The sequence below is a fragment of the Streptomyces calidiresistens genome, assembly GCF_014141525.1.
In the GTDB taxonomy this organism is placed as follows: Bacteria; Actinomycetota; Actinomycetes; order Streptomycetales; family Streptomycetaceae; genus Streptomyces; species Streptomyces calidiresistens.
In genome coordinates, this window is the sequence record NZ_VKHS01000240.1 from 1 (window position 1) to 6,741 (window position 6,741).

Genomic DNA, 6,741 nt, shown 5'->3' on the forward strand with positions numbered 1-6,741 from the left:
TCGCCGCGCCGTGCGGCGTGCCTCCGCCCCCACCGGGTCGCCCACCGCGGCCGACGACGGGACCGCCGTGGTCGTGGTGGAGGCGGGCACCGCCGGGCCCGCGGAGGGCGCCGAGGCCCCCGCCGGGGAGACCCCCACCGGGGAGGGCGACACCTCCGGGACGGGTGCCGGGTCGGACGACGGGGCCCCCGCGGCGAAGAAGGCCACCGGCCGGAAGACCGCCACCAAGAAGGCGGCGACGAAGGCCACGGCCAAGAAGACCGCCGCGAAGAAGACCGCCGCCAAGAAGACCGGCACCACCCGCAAGGCGGCGACGAAGAAGACGACCGCCAAGGCGACCACGAAGAAGACCGCCGCCAAGAAGAGTTCCGGCACCGCCGCGGCCGAGCACTCCTCCACCGGCACCGTGACCGCCTCCACCGAGGAGTGAGCGCGGTTCCCGGGCCCGCCCGATCGGCGGGCCCGGGAACCGGGGGCGATTTGACCGCCTCCTCGCGATCTCCGTATCCTTGACCGTCGGCGTGTCGACTTCGCACGCCACGCTCCCGAGCGACTTCCTCCCGGCCGGGCCGGGAGAGGGCGGGATCCCCCCGACGGCACGGCGCGTCACGCGCCGCTTCCGCGGGCCCGTCTGGCATCGAGGGCTCCGTATCGAACGAGAGAGAGTTCCGCGTGTACGCGATCGTGCGCACCGGTGGCCGCCAGCAGAAGGTGGCTGTCGGCGACATCATCGAGGTTGACCGCATCTCCACCGGCAAGGTCGGCGACACCGTCGAGCTCTCCACCCTGCTGGTGGTGGACGGCGACAGCGTCACCAGTGACCCGTGGGTCCTGGCCGGCGTCAAGGTGCAGGCCGAGGTCGTCGAGCACCACAAGGGCGAGAAGATCCGGATCCAGAAGTTCAAGAACAAGACGGGTTACCGTCGGCGGATGGGTCACCGTCAGCTGAACACCCGGCTGAAGGTCACCGAGATCCCCGCCCCGGCCGCGAAGTAAGGGACTGAGCGAAGATGGCACACAAGAAGGGCGCGTCGTCCACCCGGAACGGCCGCGACTCCAACCCGCAGTACCTCGGCGTCAAGCGCTTCGGCGGCCAGACCGTCAACGCCGGTGAGATCCTCGTCCGCCAGCGCGGCACCCACTTCCACCCCGGCGCGGGTGTGGGTCGCGGCGGCGACGACACCCTGTTCGCCCTGCAGGCCGGTGTGGTCGAGTTCGGCCGTCACCGCGACCGCAAGGTCATCAAGATCGTTCCGGCAGCCGCCTGAGAGCACGCCCCCGCGGCCTGCTCGTCCGGCACCGGACGACCGAACCCCACCGAGGGCGGATGCGCGAGCGCATCCGCCCTCGGCGTGTTACCCGTGTTGGTGAGAGAACCGTGAACCACCCCCGCACATCGGAGGCCACCCCATGACCACCTTCGTCGACCGCGTCGAACTGCACGTCGCCGCGGGCAACGGGGGGCACGGCTGCGCCTCCGTGCACCGCGAGAAGTTCAAGCCCCTCGGCGGACCCGACGGCGGCAACGGCGGACGCGGCGGTGACGTGATCCTCACCGTGGACCGCGACGTCACCACGCTGCTGGAATACCACCACCGCCCGCACCGCCGGGCCACCAGCGGCAAGCCCGGCGAGGGCGACAACCGCACCGGCAAGGACGGGGTGGACCTCGTGCTGCCCGTCCCCGACGGCACCGTGGTGCTGAACGGGAAGGGCGAGGTCGTCGCCGACCTGGTGGGGGAGGGCACCTCCTTCGTCGCCGCGCGCGGCGGTCGCGGCGGACTGGGCAACGCCGCCCTGGCCTCCCCCCGGCGCAAGGCCCCCGGCTTCGCCCTCCTCGGCGAGCCCGGCGAGGCCCGGGACATCGTCCTGGAGCTGAAGACCGTCGCGGACGTGGCGCTCGTCGGCTACCCCAGCGCCGGCAAGTCCTCCCTGATCTCGGTGCTCTCCGCCGCCAAGCCGAAGATCGCCGACTACCCCTTCACCACGCTGGTGCCCAACCTGGGCGTCGTCACCGCCGGGGACACCGTCTACACCATCGCCGACGTGCCGGGCCTGATCCCCGGCGCCAGCGAGGGGCGCGGCCTGGGCCTGGAGTTCCTGCGGCACGTCGAACGCTGCTCGGTCCTGGTGCACGTACTGGACTGCGCGACGCTGGAGAACGACCGCGACCCGCTCAGCGACCTGGACGTCATCGAGGCCGAACTCGACGCCTACGGCGGCCTGCGCGACCGCCCCCGGCTCGTGGCCCTGAACAAGACCGACATCCCCGACGGCCAGGACCTCGCCGACATCATCCGCCCCGAGCTGGAGGCGCGCGGACTGCGGGTCATCGACGTCTCGGCGGTCTCCCGCAAGGGACTGCGCGAACTCTCCTACGCCCTCGCCGAGTTGGTCGCCGCCGCCCGCGCGGCCCGGCCGAAGCAGGAGGCCACCCGCGTCGTCATCCGCCCCGGCGCGGTGGACGACAGCGGCTTCACCGTCACGCCCGAGGGCGAGGGACTGTTCCGGGTGCGCGGCGAGAAGCCCGAGCGCTGGGTGCGCCAGACCGACTTCAGCAACGACGAGGCCGTCGGCTACCTGGCGGACCGCCTCAACCGCCTCGGGGTGGAGAGCGAGCTGGTGCGCCTGGGCGCCCGGGAGGGCGACGGGGTGGCGATCGGCGAGGAGGAGAACGCCGTCGTCTTCGACTGGGAGCCCTCGGTCACCGCCGGCGCCGAGATGCTCGGCCGACGTGGCGAGGATCACCGGCTGGACCCGATCCGGCCCGCCGCCCAGCGCCGGCGCGACCGGGAGGCGGAGCGGGACGAGTCCATCCGTCGGGAGTACGAGGACTTCGACCCCTTCTCCTGAGCTTCCCCCGAGCTTCTCCCGAACGCCGGCACCGGACCGCCCCCGCGGTGCCGGCGATTCCTCCCGAAACACCGTTTCCTCACCGGATGTCGGCCGCTCTCCCGCCGATCGGACCGGTTCGCGCGGCGCGTGCCCGTCGGAAAATCAACCCGACGGACACGCGCCGTTCATCTGTGCGCGTCACAACCGCGTAACAGTCCACAACGGTTCATCTCACGTATGAGTCACCTTTCCACGAGGGTTACCCTTCTGTTTGCGTGCACTCCTCTACGTGCATACGGCGTATTCATCAGAACGGACCGGCGGGAGCGGTTTTGTCCATCCACAGCACGGGGACGCGCCCCCGGACCACCGCGGTGGTCCTGGCGGGCGGCACGGGTCAGCGAGTCGGCCTGTCCATACCGAAGCAGCTCATCAAGATCGCCGGCCGGGCCGTGATCGAGCACACCCTCGCGGTCTTCGAGGAGGCCGAGGGGATCGACGACATCCTCGTCCTCATGGCCCCGGGATACGTCCCCGACGTGGAGAAGATCGTGGCGAAGGCCGGGTTCACCAAGGTGACCCGGGTCCTGGAGGGCGGCGCCACCCGCAACGAGACCACCGAGCGCGCCATCGCCGCCCTCGGCGAGGGCCTGGCCGAGGGGGAGGACCGCAACGTCCTGTTCCACGACGCCGTCCGCCCCCTGCTCTCCCAGCGCGTCATCGCCGACTGCGTCACCGCCCTGGACCGCTACAGCGCCGTCGACGTGGCCATCCCCTCCGCCGACACCATCATCGTCACCCGCCGGCACGGCGAGGACGGCGAGTTCATCACCGACGTCCCCGACCGCTCCCGCCTGCGTCGCGGCCAGACCCCGCAGGCCTTCAAGCTCTCCACCATCCGCCGCGCCTACGAACTGGCCGCCGGCGACCCCCACTTCGCCGCCACCGACGACTGCACCGTGGTCCTGAAGTACCTGCCCGACGTCCCGATCCACGTGGTCATGGGCGACGAGTGGAACATGAAGGTCACCCAGCCCGTCGACGTCTACATCGCCGACAAGCTCTTCCAACTGGCCTCCACCGCCGCCCCCTCGCCCGCCGACGAGGCCGCCTACCGCGAGGCGCTCACCGGCCGCACCGTCGTCGTCTTCGGCGGCTCCTACGGCATCGGCAAGGACATCGCCGAACTCGCCGGGAGGTACGGCGCCACCGTGCACGCCCTGGGCCGCTCCACCACCGGCACCCACGTGGAGAACCCGCAGGACATCGACGACGCCCTCTCCCGCGCCTACGCCGACACCGGCCGCATCGACTACGTCGTCAACACCGCGGGGGTCCTGCGGATCGGCAAACTCGCCGAGACCGACAACGCCACCATCGAGGAGGCGATGAAGGTCAACTACCTGGCGCCGGTGCACATAGCCCGGGCCGCCCACAAGTACCTCGCCGAGACGGGCGGCCAGCTCCTCCTCTACACCTCCAGCAGCTACACCCGGGGCCGGGCGGAGTACAGCCTCTACTCCTCCACCAAGGCCGCCATGGTCAACCTCACCCAGGCGCTGGCCGACGAATGGGCCGCCGACGGGATCCGCGTCAACTGCGTCAACCCCGAACGCACCGCCACTCCCATGCGTACCAAGGCCTTCGGGCAGGAACCACCGAATACCCTTCTTTCCTCGGAAGCGGTCGCCCACACCTCCCTGGACGTTCTTCTCTCCGACCTCACCGGCCACGTGATCGACGTCCGTCGCCAGGACCCCACCGCCGGGGCCGGCGCCGCCGGAACCTTCGAGCACGCCCTCGCCGCCGCCCTGGACGCCGGAGCCGCCGCGGAGGACCTCGCATGAAGGCCCTGCTCCAACGAGTCCTCGGCACTACCACGGCCGGGGAGAGCGCGACCGCGACCCTGCTCTTCCTCTCCTACCCGGGCATGCTCCTCGGCGCGCTGATCGGCAACCTGCCGCTCTTCGCCGGCGCGGCCGGGGTCTCCCTGCTGACCGACCACGTGCTGCACCGCCGTCGAGCACCCCTGATCGGTCGGCTCGGCCGGGCCCGGGCCGGCCTGACGATTCGCTTCCTGCTCCGCGAACTCCTCCTGCTCCTGCTCCTGGTCCGCGCGGACCTCGCGGAGCCGGCCCTCCTCACCGTCGCCGTCGCCGGCTTCGTCCTCTTCCACGCCTTCCAGGCCCCCCACACCGGCCTGGTCATGATGCTGCGCCGACGCCGCCGACTTCCCGTCGCCACCCGCAACATCGACCTCTCCACGCTTCCGGTCCCCGACGGCGCACCCCGCGGCCTCACCCACCGGGCGACGGAGAAGATGCTCCATCTGGAACTCCCCCTCTTCGCGGCGGTCCTGACCGCCGCCGTCACCGGCACGATCGAACACGCCCTCATCGGCGCCGCCGTCACGACCCTCGCCGCACTCCTCTACCTGCTGGCACTCCTGCCGTACCTGCGGGCCGGGAAGCTTCCCCCGTCCCCCGAGCACACGCTCGACTGGTTCGACGGCTGGCTGCGCACCCACCAGCCGACGGTGGCCCTGTACTTCTCCGGTTCCCAGGACAGCGCCTACCAGGTCAACATGTGGCTCGAGACCGTCGAGCGCCTCGACGCGAAGGCCGTGGTCATCCTGCGCGAGCGCAACATCCTGCCCCAGCTGTCCACCACCACCCTGCCGGTGCTGTGCGTCCCCAGCGCGGTGGACCTGATGAACCTGGACCTGTCCATGCTGCGGGTCGGCCTCTACCCGGCCAACGTGGGCAAGAACCTGCACCTGCTGCGGGTGCCGACCATGAAGCACGTCTTCATCGGCCACGGCGACAGCGACAAGCTCGCCAGCATCAATCCCTACACCAAGGCATACGACGAGGTGTGGACCGCCGGCCGGGCCGGTCGGGACCGCTACGCCCTGGCCGATGTCGGGGTGCGGGACGAGGACATCGTCGAGGTGGGACGCCCCCAGTTGGCGCCCATCCGTCCGGCCGGGAAGCCCGTCGAGGGGCGCATCCCCACCATCCTGTACGCCCCCACCTGGGAGGGCTGGACCGACGACCCGGGCAACACCTCGCTGATCCTCGCCGGCGAGAACATCGTCCGTCGTCTGATCGAGTCCCCCGTCCCGGTCCGCGTGCTCTACAAGCCGCACCCCTTCACCGGCATGCGCAGTCCCGCCGCCCGGGCCGCCGACCAGCGGATCCGTGCCCTGATCGAGAAGGCCGCCGCCGATCGGGCCGCCGACCCGCGGTGGGCGGCCGAGTCCGAGCGGACCGCCGCCGAACGCGCCCGCGCCCTCCAGATGCTGCGGGAGATCGACAAGCGGCGTGCCGCGGACACGGAGTCCGACGAGCTGGGTTCCTGGGACGACGCCTCCGTCTCCCGCGACGCCCTCACGCCCCCCGGCCGAGCGGCGGAGGAGACGGCCCTGCGCGCGGAGTGGAACGAGGCCTTCTGGCGCTCCTTCGGTTGGTGGGAGCACCGGGTCGTCACCGGGCCCGCCCCGCTGTTGTTCGACTGTTTCAACGAGAGCGCCGCCCTGGTCTCGGACATCTCCAGCGTGGTGTCGGACTTCGTCGCCAGCGGCAAGCCCTATGCCGTCACCGACTCCGCCGGCCTGGGGGCGGAGGAGTTCCGTCGGCAGAACACCGCTGTTCGGGCCGCCGTCATCCTGGACAACACGGCCGAAGGGCTCACCGAGCTGCTGGCCGCGGTGCACGACCCGGCCGCCGACACCCTGGCGGAGGAGCGGGTGGAACTCAAGGAGTACCTGCTGGGTCCCGACCGCCCCACCTCCCCGGAGCGTTTCCAGGCGGCGATCGACGACCTGACGGCCCGGGCCGAGGCCCGGAACAACGGCGTGATCCGGATTCCCGCCCAGGCGACCCCGCCGACCACGGCCCCCGCACC

General features: G+C 71.4%; 5 protein-coding genes and 1 pseudogene. All 6 read left to right on the plus strand.

Translation table 11 applies throughout. The annotated features are described in order from the left end of the window. Positions 1–430 (plus strand): annotated as a pseudogene (locus tag FOE67_RS12095) (Rne/Rng family ribonuclease); the annotation flags it as partial. A gap of 242 nt (positions 431–672) precedes the next feature. Further along, a complete protein-coding gene (gene rplU, locus FOE67_RS12100) occupies positions 673–996 on the plus strand; it encodes a 50S ribosomal protein L21 (protein WP_182663440.1) in 324 nt (107 codons plus the stop codon). Between the two features lie 14 nt (positions 997–1,010). After that, positions 1,011–1,268, plus strand: coding sequence for a 50S ribosomal protein L27 (gene rpmA, locus FOE67_RS12105; protein WP_182663442.1), 258 nt, complete (start codon positions 1,011–1,013; stop codon positions 1,266–1,268). A gap of 142 nt (positions 1,269–1,410) precedes the next feature. Next, a complete protein-coding gene (gene obgE / locus FOE67_RS12110; protein ID WP_182663444.1) occupies positions 1,411–2,853 on the plus strand; it encodes a GTPase ObgE in 1,443 nt (480 codons plus the stop codon). A gap of 320 nt (positions 2,854–3,173) precedes the next feature. After that, entirely contained in the window at positions 3,174–4,682 is a 1,509-nt protein-coding gene (locus FOE67_RS12115) for an SDR family NAD(P)-dependent oxidoreductase (protein ID WP_182663448.1), read from the plus strand. Next, on the plus strand, positions 4,679–6,741 hold a 2,063-nt coding region (locus FOE67_RS12120), incomplete at its 3' end, for a hypothetical protein (protein ID WP_182663446.1). The genes FOE67_RS12115 and FOE67_RS12120, both read left to right, overlap by 4 nt.